The following is a 20331-nucleotide window of genomic DNA, read 5'->3' as shown; positions in this document are numbered from 1 at the left end:
ATCGAAAGGACAACGATGAAACTGCTGCTCGTGGAAGACGACGCCGACCTCGCGCGCTGGGTGATGAACCTGATGCAGGCCGAGCAATTCCAGATCGACTGGGCGCAGAACGGCGAATGCGCACAGACGCTGCTCGATCTGCAATGCTATGACGCGGTGCTGATCGATATGCGCCTGCCCGGCATCGGCGGCAAGGAGGTACTCGCAAGGCTGCGCCGCAAGCGCAATAACGTGCCGGTGCTGATGCTGACCGCGAATGGCTCGACCGACGACAAGGTGGCCTGCTTTTCGGCGGGTGCCGACGATTATGTCGTCAAGCCCTTCGATGCGCGCGAGCTGGTGGCCCGCATCAAGGCGCTGATTCGACGGCAAGTTGCCGGCGACAGAGGGCAGTCGATCGAATGCGGCAATCTACGCTATCTGTTCGATTCGCGTGAGTTCGTGCTGCAGGACGAACTCATGCCGTTGCGCCGCCGCGAACACGCGATCCTCGAAGCGCTGATATTGAAGCAGGGCAAGACCGTTTCCAAAGCCACGCTGATGGATAAGGTCTTTACGCTCGACGAAGAGCCAAGCGCCGATGCGATCGATATTTATATTCACCGCCTGCGCAAACACCTCGCGGCATCCACTGCAAAGATCATGACGCTGCGGGGGCTTGGCTACATTTTGCGCGAAGAAGAACCGCGCGACGCATTTGCCGCGGCTCTGTCTTAAGACTCCGCCGCAAGCTCCTCGATCATCTCGCGCGCGGCCGTCTGCAACTCGGGCACATAGCGCCGCTTCGCTTCCGCGAGCGATACCGCCCGCGACAGAAACACCACGTTCAGGCTAGCGAGAACACGCTCCTCGAACACGATCGGGACGGCGACCGCGCCGATCTTGCCCTGGTCCGCCCAGTCTCCGTGATTCGAACCGAACCCATCCGCGCGTACGCGCCGAACCAGGCTGCGGATCAAAGCGTCGTTCGATGCGAGCGCCTTCTGCTCCTCGCCGCCCGCGCCCGAGCGCAACAGATCGAGGATGTCCTCGCGCTCTTCGTCGGGGCACATCGCGAAGTAGGCACGGCCCGCCGCGGTCAGCAGGATCGGCAAACGCCGGCCGACCATGGCGCGATGAAACGACAACGGACTGAAGCGATGCGTGGTCTCGCGGATGATCATCGCGTCGCCGTCGGGCGTGGTCAGATCCGACGGCCACGCGACGCGTTGCAGCAGACGCCCCATGACCGGCGGCGCGATGGTCGCGATCCGTTCATCGTCCGTAAAGCCTTCGCTCAGCGCGCGCACCTTCAGCGTGAGCCGGAAGCTGTCGTCCGACGCGCTGCGCCGCACGAAGCCTTCTTCCATCAATGTTTCGAGCAGCCGCCGCGCGGTGGTGCGATGCAGGCCGGTCAGCTCGCTGATCTGCTGGCTCGTGGCGCGGCCGCTGTCCATCGAGTTGAGCGCCTGCAGCACCTGCAAACCACGCGACAGGCCCCGCACGTTTGTATATTTGGTCACGCAAAACCTCAATTAAATCAAGTATGTGCATTGTATGCACAATTTCCAGATTTTGTTGAGCGTGCAAAGGGGCGGTTCTAGACTGCCAGCAAATCAACGATTTCATGGAGACGCAAGCTGTTGTGCGCGGGCGATATTTTCGCCGTGGCGGCAGCCGGTTCCCGCCTTTGCGCTCCTGATCGTCTCGATCCACTGACACTGGTCGAAACAAGGAGACAACATGCCCCAACCGCTCGACCCGGTGGCCGTCGAAGGCCACAGCGGAACGCTCACCACCGACGTCGCGATCATCGGCGCCGGCCCGGTCGGTCTGATGATCGCCAACTATCTCGGCCTCCAGGGCGTGCGCGTCGTGCTGATCGAAAAGCTCGACAAGATCATCGACTATCCGCGCGCAATCGGGTTGGATGATGAAGCGTTGCGCGTGTTCCAGTCCGTCGGTCTCGCCGATGCATTGCTACCGCACACCACCCCCGATCACTGGATGCGCTTCACGAGCAAGGGCCGTTGCTTCGCATCGATCGAACCGCGCACCGACGAATTCGGCTGGTCGCGCCGCAACGCGTTCATTCAGCCGCTGGCCGATCGCGTGCTGTACGACGGTCTGCAGCGCTTCGCGCACGTCGAGGTGCTGTTCGGCCATACGGTCAATTCGTTCACACAGGACGGCAGCGGCGTCACGATCGAAACCGAACACGCCGAGGGCGGCCGCCGGACGATCCGCGCTTCGTATATGGTGGGCGCGGACGGCGGCAACAGCTTCGTGCGCCGTACGCTCGACGTGCCGTTCGAGGGCCGTACGAAGCCGAATCAGTGGATCGTCGTCGACGTACGCAATGATCCGATCGGCTCGCCGCACGTGTACCTTCATTGCGATCCGCGGCGCCCGTATGTGTCGGCCGCATTGCCGCACGGCATTCGCCGCTTCGAATTCATGGTGATGCCCGGCGAGACCGAGGAAGAGCTGTCGAAGCCGGAGAACATGGCCGCGCTGATCCGCAAGGTCGTCGCCGATCCGGAGAAGGTCGACTACATCCGCAAGCGCGTCTATACGCACAATGCGCGGCTCGCGAGCAGCTTCCGCGTGAACCGCGTGCTGCTCGCCGGCGACGCCGCGCACATCATGCCGGTGTGGCAGGGCCAGGGCTACAACAGCGGGATTCGCGACGCGAGCAACCTCGGCTGGAAACTCGCGATGGTGGTCAAGGGTGTTGCCGGCGACGCGCTGCTCGATACCTACACCGCCGAGCGGCGTTCACATGCGCGCTCGATGATTCACCTCTCTGAAGTCGCGGGCGACATCTTCGCGCCGACGAGCCGCTTCGGCATCAAGTTCCGCGACGCATTCGTGCGTACGTTCAACTGGTTTCCGGCGGTCAAGCGCTACTTCGTCGAAATGCGTTTCAAGCCGATGCCGCGCTATGAAAGCGGCGTCGTACTGCTCGCACGCACGCCGCGCAAGCATGGCTGGCTCGCGCGCGTGCTCGAACGCTCGGGTCATTCGGCGCCGGGGCGTCTGCTCGGTCTGATGAGCGAGAAGCGCGAGTCGCGGCTCGGCCGCCTCGTGTATGGACGCGACCCGCACTGTCATTCGCCGGTCGGCCGCATGTTCATTCAGCCGCGCGTGCGCACGGTGAGCGGCGACATCGTGCGGCTCGACGACGTGCTCGGCAACCGCTTCGCGATCATCGGCTGGGGCGCGGAGCCGACCTTCGGTCTGTCGGAGCAAGCGCGCGCGATCTGGCAGCGGCTCGGCGGCTGCTTCGTGGTCGCGAAGCCGGACACGCAATTGTCTTTCCATGACGACGTGCCTGAACACGTCATCGCAATCGGCGACGCGAACACGCGGCTGAAGGACTGGTTTGCGCGTGTGCCTGAATCGGTCGTTCTATTGCGTCCCGATCGCTTCGTCGCGGGCATGAGCTCGCCGCAGCAGGTGTCGCAACTGATCATCGAACTCGCGCAGAAGCTGCATCTCGAAGCGGCGTTCGCGCCTGATGGCGTCGCTGCCTTCTCAATCCCTGAAACCGCCGGAGCCTGACATGCCGCTGCTGCTCGAATGCCTGTCACACACGCCCTTGCACGGCTACTACGATCCCGCGCCCGAAATCGTCGCGGAAGTGGAGCGCGTGCATGCGGCGGCGCGCGCGCGTGTCGTCGAGTTCGATCCCGAACTGGTCGTCGTGTTCGCGCCTGACCACTACAACGGTTTCTTCTATGACGTGATGCCGCCGTTCTGCATCGGCGCATCGGCGAGCGCGATCGGCGACTTCGAGAGCCTCGCCGGCCCGCTCGACGTGCCCGCCGATATCGCGCTCGAACTCACCGAAGCGGTACTCGCGAGCGACGTCGACGTCGCGCTGTCGTACCGGATGCAGGTCGATCATGGTTGCGCGCAAGCGCTCGAGATTCTGACGGGCGGCCTCGATCGTTATCCGGTCGTGCCGGTGTTCATCAATTCGGTGGCCGCGCCGATGGCTTCGTGCCGCCGTGCGCGTCTGCTCGGCGATGCGCTCGGCCGCGCGCTCGCACGCTCGAATAAACGCGTGCTCCTGATCGGTTCGGGCGGCATCTCGCATGAGCCGCCCGTGCCGGAGCTGGCCGGCGCGAGCGAGGAAGTCGCCGAGCGTCTGATCGCCGGCCGCAATCCGTCGGCCGAATCGCGCGCGGCGCGTCAGGCGCGCACGATCGCGGCGGCGCGCGCTTTCACCGCGGGCGACAGCCATCTGCATCCGCTCAATCCCGAATGGGACCGCGCGTTCCTCAAGCTGCTCGAAGACGGCGAACTCACCGCGCTCGACGGCCTGACGAACAACGCGATCACGCGCGACGCCGGCAAGTCCGCGCACGAAATCCGCACCTGGATCGCCGCGTTCGGCGCACTGAACGCGAGCGGCCCGTATCATGCGTCGCTCGATTACTACCGTCCGATCCCCGAATGGATCGCGGGCTTCGGCGCGATGCACGCGCGGCCCGCGACGGCCCACGTCTAACCCAATCAGGAACCCGCTATGAACACTCAGAGCAATGTCGACGCGCTGGCCCTGCGCCTGCGCGAGTCGGAACGCACGCGTCAGACCATCGCGCCGTTGCGCGACGACGCCCGCTTCGCCGAACTGTCGAACCCGGCCGAGGCCGAGCAGCTTGCGTACGCGGTGCAGCAGGCCAACGTGGCCGCGCGCGTCGCGGCGGGCGAGCGTATCGTCGGCCGCAAGATCGGGCTCACGTCGCCGGCGGTGCAGCGTCAGCTCGGCGTCGGCCAACCTGACTTCGGCGCGCTGTTCGCATCGATGGCGTATGGCGACAGCCAGCCGATTCCGCTCAACGAACTGATCCAGCCGAAGGTTGAAGCGGAGATCGCGCTCGTGCTCGAACACGATCTGCTGCAGGAGCGCCACACGTACGCCGATCTGATCCGCGCGACCGCCTATGCGGTCGCGGCCATCGAGGTGGTGGACAGCCGCATCGAAGGCTGGAACATCCGTTTCGTCGACACGGTCGCGGACAATGCGTCGAGCGCGCGCTTCGTGCTCGGCAGCCGCCCCGTACTGCTGCGCGAGATCGATCTCGCGGCTTGCGCGATGACGCTTTCAAATGATTCGGAAGTGTTGTCGCGCGGCAATGGCGGCGCGTGTCTCGGCAATCCGCTGAACGCGGCCGTATGGCTCGCGGACCGCATGGTCCGGCTCGGCACGCCCCTGCGTGCCGGCGACGTGCTGATGACAGGCGCTTTGGGCCCGATGGTCGCGGTCACGCAGCCGGGCACCTTCACCACGCAGATCGACGGACTCGGTAGCGTGCGCGCGACTTTCTCCGCAACTTGACCTTTGAAACAAAGGAATCCGACATGAGCAACACGAACACGCAGGCAATGGCGGTCACGGAAGCTGCAACCAGCCGGTTCGTCCGGATCATTGAAGACGGACGTGAGATGCAGCTCCACTACAACGATGTGGGGCAGGGCGCGCAGACGGTCGTGATGCTGCACGGTTCAGGACCGGGCGCGACCGGCTGGGCCAATTTCAATCGCAACGTCGAGCCGCTCGTCGCGGCCGGTTATCGCGTGATCCTGATGGACTGCCTCGGCTGGGGCAAGAGCGATCCGATCGTCTGCAAGGGATCGCGCTCGGAACTCAACGCGCGCTGCCTGAAGGCGCTGCTCGATGCGCTCGATATCGAACGTGTGCACATCATCGGCAACTCGATGGGCGGCCATAGCGCGGTCGCGTTCGCGCTCGCCGAGCCGCAACGTGTCGGCAAGCTCGTGTTGATGGGCGGCGGCACGGGCGGCCCGAGCCAGTTCGTGCCGATGCCGACCGAAGGCATCAAGCTGCTGCAAGGGCTGTACCGCAACCCGACCATCGAGAACCTGCAGCGCATGATGAGCGTCTTCGTGTTCGACTCGAAGGCGTTGACCGAAGACCTGATGCAGGCGCGGCTCGCGAACATGCTGGCCCGCCGCGATCACCTCGAGAATTTCGTCGCGAGCCTCGCCGCGAATCCGAAGCAGTTCAATGACTTCGGTCCGCGCCTCGGCGAAGTGGTCGCGCCGACGCTGGTGATCTGGGGCCGCGACGACCGTTTCGTGCCGATGGATATCGGTCTGAAGCTCGTCGCCGGTATGCCGAACGCGGATCTGCATGTGTTCGGCCGCTGCGGGCATTGGGCGCAGTGGGAGCATGCGGACAAGTTCAACCGCATGGTGGCCGAGTTTTTGGGGCGCGAGGCGTAAGCCGCGTCGTCGTTACGGGCGGCTGGCGCGACGCTGCTGGGGACGTTCCTGCGCCGGCCGTCGGCGGCGCCGGCGCGCGTCGCACGGCGGCAAATCGTGATTTGTCAATGCGAGAAATTCGCATTTAACCAAAAATAGGATCTCGCAAGTCCTCTATAAGATATCTGTCTTAAGACCCGGTCAATCGGCCGCAAAGCCTTATCCGGCGGGGATCCACCCCTTTGAGCTGGGTCTCGTGACCTGTTTGTTGAGTCACATTTAGTGGAAAACGCGCATATACTCTCGGTCGTGTCGCAAAACGAAGGCCGCGAGGTTGCGTCGTGCCGAACCGACGCCGTCGCCGTCGCGCCACGATTTGCGCTGGCCTCGACCGCCAACGCTCTGTCTACCACTTCCTAGCAAAGCATCAATCATGTCCACACCGCCGAAGATCATCTACACCCTGACCGACGAAGCGCCCGCACTGGCGACGTACTCGCTGCTGCCGATCGTCAAGGCGTTCACGCGCTCGTCCGACGTGCTCGTCGAAACGCGTGACATCTCGCTCGCCGGCCGGATCATTGCCGCATTTCCGGACTACCTGAGCGCGGAACAGAAGGCTTCCGACGATCTGGCGGAGCTCGGTGGACTCACCACGCGCCCGGAAGCGAACATCATCAAGCTGCCGAACATCAGCGCGTCGGTGCCGCAACTGAAGGCCGCGATCGCGGAGCTGCGCGACCAGGGCTACAAGCTGCCGGCGTATCCGGACGTCGCGACGACCGACGCCGAGAAGGATGTCAAGGCTCGCTACGACAAGATCAAGGGCAGCGCGGTAAACCCGGTGCTGCGCGAAGGCAACTCGGATCGTCGCGCGCCGCTGTCGGTGAAGAACTATGCGCGCAAGCATCCGCACAAGATGGGCGCGTGGAGCGCGGATTCGAAGTCGCATGTCGCGCACATGAGCGGTGGCGATTTCTACGGCAGCGAGAAGTCGGCGCTCATCGCGCAAGCCGGTAGCGTCAAGATCGAACTGGCCGCTGCCGACGGCACGACCACGGTCCTGAAGGCGAAGACGCCGGTGCTGGCGGGTGAAATCATCGACGCGTCGGTGCTCAGCAAGAACGCGCTGCGCAGCTTCATCGAAGCGCAGATCGCCGACGCGAAGGCGAACGGCGTGCTGTTCTCGGTGCACCTGAAGGCCACGATGATGAAGGTTTCGGACCCGATCATCTTCGGTCACGTGGTGTCGGTGTTCTACAAGGACGTGCTCACGAAGCACGCGGAAGCGCTGGCCAAGGTCGGCTTCAACCCGAACAACGGTATCGGCGACCTGTACGCGCGTCTGAAGGACCTGCCGGCGGAAACGGCCGCGGCGATCGAAGCCGACATCAAGGCGCAGTACGAACAGCGTCCGCCGCTCGCAATGGTCAACTCGGACAAGGGCATCACGAGCCTGCACGTGCCGAGCGACGTGATCGTCGACGCATCGATGCCGGCGATGATCCGTGAGTCGGGCAAGATGTGGGGCGCCGACGGCGCGCTGCACGACGCGAAGGCGGTGATTCCGGACCGTTGCTACGCCGGTGTCTACCAGGCGGTGATCGAAGATTGCAAGAAGCACGGCGCGTTCGATCCGGTCACGATGGGCACAGTGCCGAACGTCGGCCTGATGGCGCAAGCCGCCGAAGAATACGGTTCACACGACAAGACGTTCCAGATCCCGGCGAACGGCGTGGTCCGCGTGACCGACGAAGCCGGCGCAGTGCTGCTCGAACAGCCGGTCGAGCAGGGTGACATCTTCCGTATGTGCCAGACCAAGGACGCGCCGATCCGCGACTGGGTCAAGCTCGCGGTGAACCGCGCCCGCGCGACCAACACGCCGGCCGTGTTCTGGCTCGACCCGGCGCGCGCACACGACGCGCAGATCATCAAGAAGGTCGAGCAGTACCTGAAGGATCACGACACGAACGGTCTCGACATCCGCGTGATGACGCCGGTCGAAGCGACGAAGTTCTCGGTCGAGCGCATCCGCGCGGGCAAGGACACGATCTCGGTCACCGGCAACGTGCTGCGCGACTACCTGACCGACCTGTTCCCGATCATGGAACTGGGCACCAGCGCGAAGATGCTGTCGATCGTTCCGCTGATGGCCGGTGGCGGCATGTTTGAAACCGGCGCGGGCGGTTCGGCGCCGAAGCACGTGCAGCAACTGGTCGAGGAAGGCTTCCTGCGCTGGGATTCGCTCGGTGAATTCCTTGCGCTGGCGGCGTCGCTCGAGCATCTGGGCACGACGTACCACAACCCGAAGGCGCAGATTCTCGCCCGGACGCTGGATCAGGCCACCGGCAAGTTCCTCGACAACGACAAGTCGCCGGCGCGCAAGGTCGGCGGCATCGACAACCGCGGCAGCCACTTCTACCTCGCGATGTACTGGGCCGAAGCACTGGCCGCGCAAACCGACGACGCGGCGCTGCAGGCGCAGTTCGCGGGCGTCGCGAAGGCGATGGCCGACAACGAGGCGAAGATCGTCGCGGAACTCGGCGCGGCGCAGGGCAAGCCGGTGGATATCGGCGGCTACTACCGTCCGAGCGTCGAGCTGACCGGCAAGGCGATGCGTCCGAGCGCGACGCTGAACGCGATCGTCGATTCGCTGGCCTGAAGCCACGCAGGCGACTGAAGCGGTGAGCGCTGCGGCGGCCTTCGAAGCCACGCGGTAGCGCGCACTCCCACAGCGCTCAGAGCCGCAAGCAGGACCGCAAGTACGACAATGGCGCCTTCGGGCGCCATTGTCATTTCTGCTTTCACTGCTACGCCGCCGTCGGTCATAGTCGTCCTTATACGTGAACGATTTCCCAGTCGGCGAGCTTCTCCGGAATTTCCAGCGTCGACGTGTCGAGTTCAGCCAGATGCTCGCAGCTCAGACCGCGCGCCAGGTCGTCGGCGGCCTGTTGCGGGCTTGAGAACTCGCCGAGCGTCTCGTTGCCGTAAGTGGCTTCCCAGCCGTCCTGACCCGGCAGGATGTAGAACGCTCCCTGTGTCGAACCAAAGCGAAAGCCCTTCATTTTCAGTCTCCCAATTGCCAATAAAAAACCGCGGTTCGTGACGGCTTCTTCGCAATCTGTGGGATTTGGGCGGCCCCTGTCGTCAGGCCCGTCGAATCCGACTGCGTGAAGCGCGTGCTGTTGTGAAAGAGTCTACGTCAGCGAATCCTCGGGCAAGTGGGCGTCTAATCGTTCTTTATCTTGAAAATATTTTCATAAAAACAATGGGTTGCGTGTTTAGTTTCGCGATGTGCAACGGCGCCAAGCATCGTGAAATGGCCGGTTTGTGCCGCGCACCATGATTTTTTACGAAGCGCGGGATCGTTTCGTATCGCGAAAATTGGGGCCGTGCGTGCTGTGCAAAACGACGCTATGCGGCTCCATGCCGCGTCGAGGCGCATGCTTCCATTCCAACGGTTCCCGCTGAAGCATCACAACCAGCCGAGCCAGCGCCACCATGTCGCCGAGAACAGAAGCAGCAGCAGATACCCGACGATCGTCAGCACGATGCCGACGCGCGCGAACTGACGGGCTGTGAAGGTATCGGTGGCGAGGCACACCATGTTTTGCGGCGCGTTGATCGGCAGCACGAAGCCGAAGCTGACCACATAGCCGAGCAGCATCGTCATGCCGAGCCGGCTGAAGTCCGCTTGCATCGATAGCAGCACCGCGATCAGGATCGGCAGCATCGCCGAGGTCAACGCAGTCGCGCTCGCAAAGCCGAGGTGGATCACGATCAGAAAGGCCGCCAGGATCGCGAACGCGGTGAACGTGCCCGCATGATCGAGCCCGGTGTGATGCGCGACGAGATCGCCGAGCCACTGCCCGGCCGTGGTCGTCAGGAGCGTGGTGCCGAGGCTGATGCCGACGCCGAACACGATCACCGTGCCCCACGGAATGCGGTTCTGCACGGTCTTCCAGTCCATCACGCCGATGCGGGGCAGCATCAGGATCACGAGGCCGATATAGGTGACCGACGTGGTATCGAACGGGTGCAGCTTGCCTTCGGTCGCCCAGAAGAACAGCAGGCCGATCGCGACGCCGAGCAGACGCTTCTGCGGCCCGGTCATCGGTCCGAGTTCGCGCAGCGAGCGCGCCACGGCCTCTTTACCGCCTGCGATCTGATCGCTTTCCGGCGGCAGCATCTTCAAAACGATCGCGAGCAGCAGGACCGACATCACGATCGCCCACGGCGTGCCCGCGACCAGCCATTCCAGCCACGTGACACGCGCGCCGAGCATCTTGTCCATGAAACCGACGGTCAGCAGGTTCTGCGCGGCGGCCGTCAGAATGCCGACGTTCCAGATGCTGGTCGCCTGCGCGACGACGATCATGATGCCGGCCGCGATGTTCGATCGCTTGTCGACGCCGAACGCCGAGATCACGCCGATCATGATCGGCACGACGCAGGCGCTGCGCGCGGTCGCGCTCGGCACCACCAGCGACAATACGATCGTCACCGCGATCGAGCCGATCAGGATGCGCCGCGTGGTCGTGCCGATCAGCGACAGCGTGACGAGCGCGATGCGCTTGTCGAGACCGGTAATCGTCATCGCGGCGGAAATGAACAGCGCGCCGGTGACCAGTGCGAGCGCCGAGTTCGAAAATCCGGCGAGCGCCATGCCAATCCCGGCCGACGTGCCGTAAACGACGCTCGGGTCCTTGATGGTCGGCGCGGTGCCGATCAGGAACGCAATCAGGGAAGTGATGATGATGGCGCTCGCCTCGTACGAGACGGCCTCGGTCAACCAGACCACCACTGCGAAGGCGAGTATTGCGAGCATGCGGTGGCCGGCGGGCGGCAGCGTCGCGGGCAGCGGCAACAGCAGAACGACGATCAAGGCGACGACGCTCGCGATCAGGCCGATCGGCACACCCCGTTTAGCCGGGGAGGAGCCAGTCGGACCGGCGTTGGTTTGAGCTTCGGGTTTCGATGCGCTCATGCTGTTCGCTCCTCGGTGGGGTGAGGCCCGCCGCGATGACCGATGCGTGACACATCGGACCACCTCCCGCAGCGAGCTTCACGATGTCGCAAGGGGATGTCGCAAGCGCTGTTGTATCACGCCGACGGTGTCGTTGCGAAGGCAGCATGGGCGCCGCGCCGCTCGATCGGCATTGCGATGTGCGTTTCGGTGACCGAGGTACAGGCGCGCGAGCAGCGCTTCGCTGCGATCGGCGTGAATGCGCGCGATGCGCATGGCGGATCGCCAGGCTCCGCGTTGATGGATCTCGACCTGGAGGAGTGAGCGGATGTTGCTGGCGGCGTGACTTGCCGGGTTGCGTTGCGTGGCGCCGTCGGCCCCGCATGTCGTCAAACCCCGGCCTTCGTCAACTCATGCGCGCGGCGCAGTCGCTCGCGGCTGTTGCTCAGATGCATGCGCATCGCGGCGCGCGCGTCGTCGGCGTCCTGACGCTCGATCGCGCGGTAGATCAGCAGGTGCTCGCCGAGCACGCTGCGCAAAACCTCGATCTGGTCGAGCTCCGCGATCTCGGCCGAACCGAGCCGCGTGCGCGGGCTGACCGAACGGCCAAGCTGACTCAGCACGTCGAAGAAATAGCGGTTGCCGCTCGCGCGTGCAATCTGCAAATGGAACTCGATGTCGTGCGCGAGCGTGTCGGTGCTGCCACGCCCGAGTTCCGACTCGAAGCGATCGAGCGCGATGCGGATCTGCTTGAGATTCTGCTCGGTGCGCCGCGAGGCCGCTAGCGCGGCCGCGGCCGCCTCGACGTCGATGCGGAACTCGATGATCGCCATCACGTCGAGCATGCTGGTGAGGTCGGCGGCGGGCAGCTTCATCGGTTTTTCGCCGGCGGGCGCGAGCACGAAGGTGCCGATGCCGTGGCGCGTCTCGACGATGTTGGCCGCCTGCAGACGTGAAATCGCTTCGCGAACGACGGAGCGGCTCACGGACAGCTGCTTCATCATCTCGACTTCGGTGGGGATGCGGTCGCCTGGCCTCAGCGTGCCGCGGCGAATTTGATCGGAAAGGGTGGCCACCACCTTTTCAGTTAGGCTGCTCATTTTTGTGGCTGGTTGAACTGATGCCGCAGAGTATCGCACAGGAGGGCGAGTCCGGCAGGTGCAAACGGCGGGGTGCGATTGTAGACATCGGACGTCTTAGTTTGAACGGTCGCTTCGCTTTTGCAACAAGGTCTCGCAGCCAAGAATTTGCCACGATTTAAAGGCGGTTTAGCTAGCTACACAGGGTAAACACGCAGTTGGTTTTGTCGAAAATAACGAGGTAGACTGTCGTCAGATGACTGCTAAGGTTTTGCCGCATCGTGTTCATCGCGAACCATATCGACCGCGTGAACATCGGCTTCGTCAACGCGCACATGAAGACCGATCTCAACATCGCGCCGGCCAACTTCGGCTATCTGCAGCGGCGCCTGGGCTCGATCACGGGCGGGCTGTACGGTCTTGGCGTCGCGTCGCAGCGCGCGGCGGTTTACTACACACACAGGTGCTTTTCCCATGTCCACAAAACCTACCGAATCGAGCGTCACGCCGGTCGTCACCGAACTGCGCGTCGTGCCCGTCGCTGGCCGCGACAGCATGCTGATGAATCTGAGCGGCGCGCATGGTCCGTTCTTCACGCGTAACGTCGTGATCCTGCGCGACAGCGCGGGCCATACCGGCGTCGGCGAAGTGCCGGGCGGCGAGAACATCCGCAAGACGATCGACGACGCGCGGCCGTTCGTGGTCGGCCAGTCGATCGGCAATCTGCAGGCGGTCCTGAACAAGGTGCGCACGCAATTCGCCGACCGCGACGCGGGCGGCCGCGGCCTGCAGACCTTCGATCTGCGCACGACGATTCATGCGGTGACCGCGCTCGAAGCCGCGCTGCTCGACCTGCTCGGTCAGCATCTCGGCGTGCCGGTCGCGGCACTGCTCGGCGAAGGACAGCAGCGCGACGAAGTGGAAATGCTCGGCTATCTGTTCTATATCGGCGATCGCAACAAGACTGATCTGCCGTACGCGAACAACGCCGGCGCGCGTGATGACTGGGAGCGCGTGCGCACCGAAGAGGCGATGACGCCCGAAGCGGTCGTGCGTCTCGCCGAAGCCGCGCAGGCGCGCTACGGCTTCAACGACTTCAAGCTGAAGGGCGGCGTGCTGCCAGGCGACGCCGAGATCGAAGCGGTCACGGCGCTCGCCGAGCGCTTCCCCGAGGCGCGCGTGACGCTCGACCCGAACGGCGCGTGGTCGCTCGCGGAAGCGGTGCGCCTGTGCCGTGACAAGCACGACGTGCTGGCATACGCGGAAGATCCGTGCGGCGCGGAGAACGGCTATTCGGGCCGCGAAGTGATGGCGGAGTTCCGCCGCGCCACTGGCCTGCCAACGGCGACCAACATGATCGCGACCGACTGGCGCCAGATGGGTCACGCCATCCAGTTGCAGTCAGTCGACATTCCGCTCGCCGATCCGCATTTCTGGACCATGCAGGGCTCGGTGCGCGTCGCGCAGATGTGTAACGACTGGGGTCTCACGTGGGGTTCGCATTCGAACAACCACTTCGACATTTCGCTCGCGATGTTCACGCACGTCGCGGCCGCGGCGCCGGGCAAGATCACCGCGATCGACACGCACTGGATCTGGCAGGACGGTCAGTTCCTGACGCAAGATCCGCTGCGGATCGTCGGCGGCAAGGTCAAGGTGCCGCAGAAGCCGGGCCTCGGCGTCGAACTCGACATGGACGCGCTCGAGAAGGCGCACGCGCTGTATCAGCAGCACGGCCTCGGCGCGCGCGATGACGGCGTGGCGATGCAGTATCTGATTCCGAACTGGAAGTTCGACAATAAACGTCCGTGCCTCGTGCGTTAAAAACGCTTTGACCGAAATGATGAGCCTGGCGTGTCGCGCAAATAATGCGTGACCGCCGGGCTCTTTCAGTTCTTCGCGGATTTCCGCTCCCACCTGTCGTATCCGTCATCGGAGACAGATTTGCTATCTACTCCTCGCTATACCTCCTGACGAGCAATTCCCTGAAGCCAAGACCGATGTCGTCGGCCACCTGGCCATGCTTGCATCATCAGTACTGCGAACGTCAGCGCGGTGAATCAGTGCCGAAGCTGAGAGAGCCTGGAGCAGGTGGCAGGATTCCAACCTACGTGGACATAGTCCCTGGTTTTGCAGACCAGTGCCTTTGCGCGCTCGGCCACACCTGCATCGTGAATCAAGGCTACAAAGCCCAGCTTACGATTCGATCCCATCGACGTGCGCTCCCGCACAAATCGGGTTCGAATCATCCGGGCGAGTCAGGCGATTGGCCGCGAGACTCACTGCGAGCGCTTGGGGACGACCTTGTTGCAGTGCACATCGGTCGTCTCGTTGAGCGAAGAACTGTTTTGTTCGGATGGTCAGCTCTTGCGAAACACCACATGAGAGATCCGCTGCACCAGCAGCGCGGCCGCCAGCGACGCCACCGCCGTGAGCCACACGCCGATATGAATCGACTGCACGAGCGCATCGCGGGCGCTATCGATCAGCGCGGTCGTGTTGAGCCCCGTCGCCTTCATATCCGCGATCAGCTGCGTGCGCGACGCGTCGTCGATGAGGATGTGCAGATCGACGAAACGCGGCCGCCATTGCGACGCGGCCGGCTCGCCGAGCACGCTCATGGTGCGCGTGACGACGTTGCGATAGTGATGCTGCGCGACGGTCGCGACGATGCTGGTGCCGAGCATGCCGCCGACCATGCGCGTCGATTGGAGTAGCGCGGTCGTGATACCGAAACGCTCGCGTCCGGCGATCTCTTGGCCGAATACGTTCAAATTGTTCAGGATGAAACCGAGGCCGATGCCGACCGCCCCCATCGGCAGCACGATGCGCAAGTGCGGCGTGTCGGGATTCGCGAACGCGAGCGCGATCGACGCGAACATCAGCAGGCCGAAACCGATCGACAGAATGCGCGTTGGTTTCCTCATGTGAATCACGATTCGCGTGTTCACCAGACTGCCGATCGCGATGCACGCGGCGATCGGCGTCGCGAGCAGGCCCGCCTGCTGCGGCGACAGACCGAAGCCGCCTTGCAGCAGCAAGGGCGCGAAGAAAATCAGCGAGAACATCACGAAGCCGGACAGCATGCCGAGCGTGAAAAGCGTGACGAGCTGTGCGTCCTTGAACAGATCGAGCGGAATGATCGGATGCGTCGCGCGCTTTTCGCACAGAAAGAGCGCGACCGCGCCGGCGATCACGCACACGCCGAGCACGAGATTGCCCACGGTCAGGCCGTTCTTCGGCACCGCTTCGATAAATGCCTGCAAGCCGCCGAGCACGAAGGCGACGAGCCCCGCGCCGAGCCAGTCGATCTTCACTTCACCCCCATGCGGCCGCCGGAAACTCGGCAGATGCATCGAGATGAAATAGAGCGCCGCCGCGCCGACCGGCAGATTGACGAGAAACGTCGAGCGCCAGCCGAGGTGCTCGGTCATCCACCCGCCGAGCGACGGGCCCGCCGCCGTGCCGATGCCGTACGCGGCGGCCAGCACGACCTGCCAGCGCACGCGCGTGCGCGGATCGGGGAACAGATCGGGGATCGACGCGAACGCGGTGCCGACCATCATGCCGCCGCCGATGCCTTGCAGCCCGCGCGCCATCGCGAGAAACAGCATGCTGTTGGCGAGGCCGCACAACACCGACGCGACCGTGAACGTGATGACCGCGGCGATCACGAAGCGCTTGCGGCCGAAGTAGTCGCCGAGCCGGCCGAACACGGGCACCGTGACGACCGACGCGAGCATGTACGCGCTCGCGATCCACGCGAAATATTCGAAGCCGTGCAGCTCGGCGACGATCGACGGCAGCGCGGTGCTGACGACAGTCTGGTCGAGCGCGACCAGCATGTTGACGAGGCCGATGCCGAGCATCGCGTACAACGCGTGGCGGAACGGCAGGGCAGAAGCGGCGGGGCTAGCGGAGACGGTGGAATTCACGGATCGGACGGAAGGCGGTTCGGGTTGGATGCTGCGCTGCGGGTTGAGGTCAGGACCTGCGGATTTTACGCAAGTTGTCTGACCTCTTGGCGGATTATACGGGTTGTCCCTTGATCAAAAGTATTCGTCGCGCGAAACACGGCCTCGTTCAGATGTGCGCCAGCGAACGGGACAGCGCGCACGCGTCAGCCCGAACGTGGTAAGTTCGCTCGCGCAATATCCGATCGATGTGCCTGAGGAGGACCGCATCCTGCGTCACGCCCCGGTTTGCCCGCTCAACCGTGTCCGCGAAGCCTTGACGACCTCGGTGTGCGCATGGGGCGCGGCGCTGCTGCTCTACGCGCACGGTGCGGCCGCCGTCACCGACATCGACACAGGCACCGACGTCGCCACTCGCGTCAATACCGGCTTCATCGCGCTGTACGGCGTGATCGATACGAGCCTCGAAATCACCGACCCCGGTTCCGGCTGGACCCCGCGCCTGGACTCCGGCGCATATCGCGGCTCGCGCGTCGGACTGCATGGCGCGGAGCCGCTCGGCGGCGGCAACGCGATCGTGTTCACGCTCGAAAACGGCTTCAGCTCGACCGACGGTACCCAGCAGGTGCCCGGCTCGATCTTCAATCGGCAGGCATGGATCGGTGCGAGCGGCATTTGGGGCGAGCTACGCTTCGGCCGTCAGCACTCGCCGATCTATATACCGTTCAAGGGCGATCTCGACGCGTTCGGCGCGGGCACGATCGCCTCGGGGCTCAACAACCTGTCGAAGATCACGCCGTATGCGAGCAACGCGCTCGCGTATCTGTCGCCGAGTCTCGCCGGCTTCAGCACGACGCTGATGATGGCGACGCGCGATCCGTCCGAGCACGATGGCAATGGCATCGACGGTTACTACGTGACCACGTCGTATCGGCTCGACGGATTGCGCCTGTCCTACGCGCATCAGCAGACGCACGGGGCCGGGGCGCTGCGCGCGAATCTCGGCGGCGCGAACTATGCCTTCGGCAAGCTGCGCGTGTGGCTGTCCTTTTTCAACGGCGATGGCGGCACGCCGGTCTATCACGGCGCGGGCGGCTCGCTGTCGGCGCAGTATAGTTTTTCGACCAATGCGCGCGCGTCGCTCGGCTATGCGCACGTGCGCGACTACACGACGGCGGGCGGCAGCGCGGACCAGTTCAGCGCCGCATTCGAATACAACATGTCGCCTACGCTGCTGCTGTACTTCAGCGCCGCGTATCTCGCGAATCACGACGACTCGAGCTTCACGCTGCGCGGCGTCAACGTGACCGGGCTACCGGTCGCCTATCCGGGCGCGCCGGTGGCCGGCGTGCAATTCGGCGTGGTGGAGCGCTTCTAAAGCACTTCGTAATACGTCACGACTTCAGTCGAGCTGACCCAATAATTGGATAAAAGCGCTTAAATCTGTGCGCGTTAAATCAGGCGTGGTGCATGCCGGTTTGATACGGGATGTCTATATTTTTTTAAATCCGCACCGTGAATTGCTAAAAATATCAAGCGGTTCGAAATTAGAATGGGTCGCGCAAAAAAAAGGCCGACACAATGTGTCGGCTTAAAGATTCTGGCATCCGAGGGTGATTGCCAGAACCTGAGAGACGTGAAGCCACAAAGCAGCACATGTAGCGGATTTCAGGCCGCCGCCGCGACGCATGAATCGATCCGCACGCGCTTTAACGACGGTTTCCAACAGAAAATTGATAATGTGTTTTGCCGATAGCTCTGCGGTCGGGAAGTTGAACCAGAAAGCATGGCACTGAGTATAGCTTCGCAAACATATTTTTTGGAACCACTCGCCGGTGGACTGATTTGTGAGTTTTTCCGTAGGATTATCTTCATATCGTTGGATTGAAATAACGCGCGGAATCGTCGGACGCGCGCTTGCGGCGAGGCGATTGCGACAGGACATGGCACGGGGCAGTGGCGCTATGCTAGCGGTTTCGTCCACACGAGGAGCGACCCATGACACAGCACGCAGGTTCGATGATCACCTTCAACCGTCCCGACGGCAAGCAGCTACAGGGCTATCTCGCGAAGCCTGAAAAAACCGCGGGCGCGCCCGCGGTCGTCGTGATTCAGGAATGGTGGGGTTTGAATGACCAGATTCGCGGCGTCGCCGACCGCCTCGCGAAGGCCGGCTACTTCGCGCTCGTGCCCGATCTGTATCGCGGCAAATCGACGGTTGAACAGGAAGAGGCAAACCATCTGATGAGCGGCCTCGATTTCGGCGACGCGGCGACGCAGGACGTGCGCGGCGCGGTCCAGTATCTGCAGCAGCACGCGGCGAAGGTCGGTGTGACCGGCTTCTGCATGGGCGGCGCGCTGACGCTGCTCGCGCTTTGCAATGTGCCCGAGGCGGCGGCCGGCGTCGTCTGGTATGGCTTCCCGCCGCTCGACTATGTCGACGCATCGAAGATCAAGGTGCCGGTGATGGGTCACTGGGCTCTGCAGGACGAGTTCTTTGCAGCCGACACCGTCGACGCGCTCGAAAAGAAACTGACCGACGCGAAGGTCGAGCTCGAGTTTCATCGCTACCAGGCGCATCATGCGTTCGCGAACGAAGAGGCGGTCGGGCCGGGCCGCATCGCGGCGACGCAATACGATCCGGTCTGGGCACAACAGGCGTGGGATCGTACGCTGACGTTCTTTGGCCGCCAGCTGTGGAAATGAGCTGGTGAACGCGGGAAGCGGACGGCTAGTCCGCTTAGCGAGGGTGCCCGCCGTGGCGGCGCTATCGTGACATGGCCGCGCTTGGCAGCGCGGCGGTTTTCTCCATTTCAATCGGGCGGTCAGGCGCGCTTGCGATACGTCGCCGGGCGATTTTCGCGCGGGGGCATCGGCAATCCATTCCAGGAGACGACGACGTGGTGAAGATCGATCCAAACCGGCTGATGGCCGACCTCAAACGGCTGCGCGGTTTTGGCGCGACGGGACCCGGCGTGGTCCGGCTGGCGTTGTCGCCGGTCGATCTGGCGGCGCGCGAATGGCTGGTCGGCAGGATGACGGAGGCGGGGCTCGACGCACGCATCGACGGCGTGGGCACCGTGTTCGGACGCTCGCGCAATAGCGGTCCCGCGCTCGTGATCGGCTCGCATACGGACACGCAGCCGACCGGCGGCTGGCTCGACGGCGCGATGGGCGTGATGTACGGGCTGGAGATCGCCCGCGCGTTCGCCGAGCACGATGCGACGCGGCATCTCGCCGTCGACGTCGCGTCGTGGATCGACGAGGAGGGCACGTTCTCGGGCCTGCTCGGTAGCCGCAGCTTCGTCGGCGAGGCTGTCGACGAATCGATTCGCGGCGCGACGAACCGGCAGGGCGAGCGTCTCGCCGACGTGCTCGATGCGGCGGGACTCGCGCGCAGGCCGCGCGCGCGCTTCGAGGCGGGGCGCCAGGTCGCGTATCTGGAGCCGCATATCGAGCAGGGCGGGCGGCTCGAAGCGCTCGGCAAAGCGATCGGCGTCGTCACGACGATCGTCGGGCTGCGCGAATCGCGGCTGCGCTTCACGGGGCAGCGCAATCACGCGGGCACGACGCCAATGGCGATCCGCCGCGATGCGGGCGCGGCGCTGGTCGCGTTCATCACGCGGATGAACGACGTGTTCGCGCAACTGGCTGACGCGGATACCGTCTGGACCGTGGGCCGCATCGATCTCGACCCGGGCGCGATGAGCGTCGTGCCGGGCGCGGCCGAGATGGACCTGCAATTCCGCGACGCGAATCCGGCGCGGCTCAAGGCAATGGATCAGGCGCTTGCCGGTCTGGTGCGCGACTTCAACGCCAATAACGCGGTGAGCGTCGAATTACAGACTATCGAGGAGCCCATCGAGCCGGTCGGCATGGATGCCACGCTCGCGCAGCACATTGCGCGAGCCGCCGAAGCGATCGCGCCCGGGCAGTGGCTGCGCATGCCGAGCGGCGCCGCGCACGATGCGCAGGTGATCGCGCGTTGCATGCCGGCCTGCATGATGTTCGTGCCGAGCATTGGCGGCGTGAGTCACGACTTTATCGAGGACACGGCCGAGGAGCACATCGTGCTCGGCTGCCAGGTTGCGGCGACGGCCGCCGCTTCGATGCTGCTGGAGCTATCGGCCAGTCGTTCCTGAATGCCGGGTGTGTCTCG

The 20331-nt window shown here is 64.0% G+C and carries 16 protein-coding genes and 1 tRNA gene; 11 read left to right on the top strand and 6 right to left on the bottom strand.

Annotation, left to right across the window (positions count from 1 at the left end; all coding sequences use genetic code 11):
* Positions 1–15 precede the first annotated feature (15 nt).
* Complete coding sequence (locus LJ655_RS12800; RefSeq protein ID WP_230561612.1) at positions 16–717, top strand: response regulator transcription factor; 702 nt, start codon at positions 16–18, stop codon at positions 715–717.
* Here the strand turns inward: LJ655_RS12800 and LJ655_RS12795 are convergent.
* Positions 714–1502: a DNA-binding transcriptional regulator gene (locus LJ655_RS12795; RefSeq protein WP_230561611.1), complete on the bottom strand. Its 789-nt coding sequence runs from the start codon at positions 1500–1502 to the stop codon at positions 714–716. The two genes, LJ655_RS12800 and LJ655_RS12795, sit on opposite strands and share 4 nt — an antisense overlap.
* 220 nt (positions 1503–1722) lie before the next feature.
* Between LJ655_RS12795 and LJ655_RS12790 the strand changes: the two genes are divergently transcribed.
* The 5 genes from LJ655_RS12790 (at position 1723) to LJ655_RS12770 (ending at position 8875) form a co-directional block, all read left to right on the top strand.
* On the top strand, positions 1723–3543 hold the full coding sequence (locus LJ655_RS12790) for a bifunctional 3-(3-hydroxy-phenyl)propionate/3-hydroxycinnamic acid hydroxylase (protein ID WP_230561610.1): 1821 nt from the start codon (positions 1723–1725) through the stop codon (positions 3541–3543).
* Position 3544: 1 nt separating this feature from the next.
* Complete coding sequence (locus LJ655_RS12785) at positions 3545–4495, top strand: 3-carboxyethylcatechol 2,3-dioxygenase (RefSeq protein WP_230561609.1); 951 nt, start codon at positions 3545–3547, stop codon at positions 4493–4495.
* Between the two features lie 18 nt (positions 4496–4513).
* Entirely contained in the window at positions 4514–5326 is an 813-nt protein-coding gene (locus tag LJ655_RS12780) for a 2-keto-4-pentenoate hydratase (RefSeq protein ID WP_230561608.1), read from the top strand.
* Between the two features lie 23 nt (positions 5327–5349).
* Positions 5350–6234 (top strand): alpha/beta fold hydrolase, encoded by an 885-nt coding sequence (locus LJ655_RS12775; RefSeq protein ID WP_230561607.1) that lies wholly within the window; start codon positions 5350–5352, stop codon positions 6232–6234.
* Between the two features lie 412 nt (positions 6235–6646).
* Positions 6647–8875: an NADP-dependent isocitrate dehydrogenase gene (locus LJ655_RS12770; protein ID WP_230561606.1), complete on the top strand. Its 2229-nt coding sequence runs from the start codon at positions 6647–6649 to the stop codon at positions 8873–8875.
* Between the two features lie 175 nt (positions 8876–9050).
* Here LJ655_RS12770 and LJ655_RS12765 read toward each other — a convergent pair whose 3' ends face one another.
* Both LJ655_RS12765 and LJ655_RS12760 read right to left on the bottom strand, forming a co-directional pair.
* Positions 9051–9278 (bottom strand): hypothetical protein, encoded by a 228-nt coding sequence (locus LJ655_RS12765; RefSeq protein ID WP_008920027.1) that lies wholly within the window; start codon positions 9276–9278, stop codon positions 9051–9053.
* A 410-nt stretch (positions 9279–9688) separates the two neighbouring features.
* Entirely contained in the window at positions 9689–11200 is a 1512-nt protein-coding gene (locus tag LJ655_RS12760) for a DASS family sodium-coupled anion symporter (RefSeq protein ID WP_230561605.1), read from the bottom strand.
* Positions 11201–11296: 96 nt separating this feature from the next.
* Between LJ655_RS12760 and LJ655_RS12755 the strand changes: the two genes are divergently transcribed.
* Positions 11297–11503 (top strand): hypothetical protein, encoded by a 207-nt coding sequence (locus tag LJ655_RS12755; protein ID WP_230561604.1) that lies wholly within the window; start codon positions 11297–11299, stop codon positions 11501–11503.
* Between the two features lie 65 nt (positions 11504–11568).
* On the opposite strand, the gene LJ655_RS12750 is transcribed toward LJ655_RS12755, so the two are convergent.
* Positions 11569–12279, bottom strand: coding sequence for a FadR/GntR family transcriptional regulator (locus LJ655_RS12750; RefSeq protein ID WP_230561603.1), 711 nt, complete (start codon positions 12277–12279; stop codon positions 11569–11571).
* 453 nt (positions 12280–12732) lie between these two features.
* Here LJ655_RS12750 and gudD point away from each other — a divergent pair, with 453 nt between their 5' ends.
* Positions 12733–14082, top strand: a complete 1350-nt coding sequence (gudD, locus tag LJ655_RS12745; protein WP_230561602.1) for a glucarate dehydratase — start codon at positions 12733–12735, stop codon at positions 14080–14082.
* A gap of 259 nt (positions 14083–14341) precedes the next feature.
* Here gudD and LJ655_RS12740 read toward each other — a convergent pair.
* Positions 14342–14426: transfer RNA gene (locus tag LJ655_RS12740), tRNA-Cys, on the bottom strand.
* 192 nt (positions 14427–14618) lie between these two features.
* A complete protein-coding gene (locus LJ655_RS12735) occupies positions 14619–16127 on the bottom strand; it encodes an MFS transporter (RefSeq protein ID WP_230561908.1) in 1509 nt (502 codons plus the stop codon).
* Positions 16128–16389: 262 nt separating this feature from the next.
* On the opposite strand from LJ655_RS12735, the gene LJ655_RS12730 reads away from it, so the two are divergent.
* The 3 genes from LJ655_RS12730 to LJ655_RS12720 all read left to right on the top strand — a co-directional run bounded on the left by LJ655_RS12730 (position 16390) and on the right by LJ655_RS12720 (position 20314).
* Positions 16390–17550: a porin gene (locus tag LJ655_RS12730; protein WP_230561601.1), complete on the top strand. Its 1161-nt coding sequence runs from the start codon at positions 16390–16392 to the stop codon at positions 17548–17550.
* A gap of 620 nt (positions 17551–18170) precedes the next feature.
* Positions 18171–18878 (top strand): dienelactone hydrolase family protein, encoded by a 708-nt coding sequence (locus LJ655_RS12725; protein WP_230561600.1) that lies wholly within the window; start codon positions 18171–18173, stop codon positions 18876–18878.
* Positions 18879–19072: 194 nt separating this feature from the next.
* Positions 19073–20314 carry a Zn-dependent hydrolase gene (locus LJ655_RS12720; RefSeq protein ID WP_230561599.1) on the top strand — a complete coding sequence of 414 codons (1242 nt, stop codon included), beginning with the start codon at positions 19073–19075 and terminating at the stop codon, positions 20312–20314.
* Positions 20315–20331: the final 17 nt, after the last annotated feature.

The sequence above is a fragment of the Paraburkholderia translucens genome (assembly GCF_020881035.1).
GTDB classification, from domain to species: Bacteria; Pseudomonadota; Gammaproteobacteria; order Burkholderiales; family Burkholderiaceae; genus Paraburkholderia; species Paraburkholderia translucens.
The sequence above is the reverse complement of the archived record's forward strand: the minus strand, read 5'-3'. Positions and strand labels throughout refer to the sequence as shown.